2 protein-coding genes are annotated in these 2,355 nt (G+C 42.5%); both read left to right on the top strand.

Annotated features, from left to right (window positions below; all coding sequences use genetic code 11):
* On the top strand, nucleotides 1-796 hold a 796-nt coding region (locus F6J99_RS44270; RefSeq protein WP_293123611.1), incomplete at its 5' end, for a beta-ketoacyl reductase.
* Nucleotides 797-2,355: polyketide synthase (locus F6J99_RS44275; protein WP_293123614.1), on the top strand; the 1,559-nt coding region annotated here is incomplete at its 3' end.

Here is a 2,355-nt window from a genome sequence, read left to right on the forward strand (position 1 = left end):
TCAAAGTCAACCATTAGACTTCTTTGTGCTGTTTTCTTCAGCAACATCTCTGTTGGGTTCACTGGGTCAGGGCATGGCAAATTATTCTGCTGCTAATGGGTTTCTTGATGGTTTAGCTCATTATCGTGGAACTATGGGATTACCAGGATTGAGTATCCATTGGGGTGTAGTTTCTCAAGTGGGACGAGGTGCCGGGCGAGATGCAGATATAGCCCCTATGCTCAGTAAGAATGGGATGGGTGTAATATCTCCGGCTCAGTTCTTGGAGTCTTTGGAACTATTGATGAGTAGTTCGGATGTGGAAGTAGGGGTGGTGCCTATTGAGTGGTCAGGGTGGCAGGAGAGAGTGGCACAGTGGCCGTTTTTAGCGGATTGGCAGGAAACTATATTGGAGGTAGCCCAACCATCGAAGTCAGATTTTCTGTTAAAGTTGGAGGCTAAACCACCTAATGAGCGTCGCTTGTTGTTGTTGGCTCATGTGCGTCGTCAAGTGGCTCAAGTGTTGGGGATTAGTGATCCTGAATCAATTGCAATGGATACAGGTTTTTTTGATTTGGGTATGGACTCTTTGACTTCTGTGGAGTTGAGGAATAAGTTGCAAAGTAGCTTGAAGCTATCGCTTCCATCAACTATAGCTTTGGACTACCCTAAAATTAAAGATATGGTAAACTATTTTGCTAAAGATTTACTGATTTTAGAAGAGAATGACAGCGATAATGTCAACAGTGATTCCCAGCAAAATCTTCAACTAGATAGGATTGCTAAAGAACTTGCAGAAAAATTAAGAGGTATTTAAATGATTACTAATCAGGAAAAAGAGTATGCCCAACTGATGCAAATGGCATTAAAAAAAATTAGTAAGTTAGAAGCTGAAGTTGATCGACTTAAAAATCAAGATCAATCTGAGGCGATCGCCATAATTGGAATGGGTTGCCGTATTCCAGGAGGCGCATCTACCCCTGAAGCCTTCTGGGAACTTTTACAAAACGGAGTAGATGCGATTACGGAAGTGCCACCATCCCGATGGCCTGTTGATGAATATTACGACTCTGACCCTAGCGCTCCTGGTAAAATGTCTACTCGTTATGGAGGCTTCATAGAGCGACTGCAAGAGTTTGATGCCAATTTCTTTGGTATTTCTCCCAAAGAAACAATTCATCTAGACCCTCAACAGCGATTACTTCTAGAAGTGAGTTGGGAAGCCTTAGAGCGTTCAGGAATAAATCCTCAAAAACTTAAAGGAAGCTCTACTGGTGTCTTTGTTGCTATTGGTGGTAATGGCTATCTTCAAAAGATATTAACTCAAGGCCTTGAACAAATTGATGCCTATATGGCTTCAGGAAATACCTACAGTACAGCATCCGGGAGAATTTCTTACCTTCTGGGGCTAAAAGGTCCTAATTTAGCAGTAGACACAGGTTGTTCCTCTTCTCTAGTCAGCGTTCATTTAGCCACTACCAGTTTAAGAAATAGAGAGTCTAATTTAGCTCTAGCGGGAGGAGTAAATGTATTAATATCTCCAGAACTTCACATCGGTCTTTCTAAGGCAGGAATGTTATCTCCCTATGGCCGATGCAAGACTTTTGATTCTACCGCAGATGGATTTGTCGGTGGTGAAGGATGTGGGATGGTCATACTCAAGCGTCTGTCAGATGCTGTTGCCGATGGAGATAATATTCTGGCAGTGATTCGTGGAACTGCCATTAACCATGATGGTGATACCAGTGGATTGACTGTACCTAGTAGGCCGTCTCAACAAGCAGTGATTGGTCAAGCCTTGGAAAATGGAGGAGTAGACCCAGCTAGTATTAGTTATATAGAAGCTCATGGCACAGGCACATCTTTGGGAGACCCTATTGAAGTGGGAGCAATAGGAACGGTATTTGGTCCAACTCATTCTAAAGAGCACCCGGTAATAATTGGTTCCGCTAAGAGTAATGTTGGTCATTTGGCGTCAGCAGCAGGAATTGCAGGTATGATTAAGGTGATTTTGCAACTGCAATATCGGAAAATAGCTCCATCACTGCATTTCAAGCAACCAAATCCTTATATTAATTGGGCTCAACTACCGGTACAAGTCGCGACTAAGCTGACCTCTTGGCCGGCAAATGGTAAAAGTCGCATAGCTGGGGTTAGTTCTTTTGGTATGGGTGGCACTAATGCTCATGTAATTATAGAAGAAGCTCCCTCTCAAGTCAAAATTCAGAATAATAATATTGAACGTCCAGTTCATCTATTAACTCTGTCAGCCAAAACCGAAAAGGCTTTAGAAGATTTAGTCAGTAATTATCAAAATTATCTAGAAACTAATCCCGAGTTAGCCCTAGCAGATGTATGTTATACAGCCTCTACAGG

Source organism: Moorena sp. SIO4G3 (assembly GCF_010692305.1).
GTDB lineage: Bacteria > Cyanobacteriota > Cyanobacteriia > Cyanobacteriales > Coleofasciculaceae > Moorena > Moorena producens_A.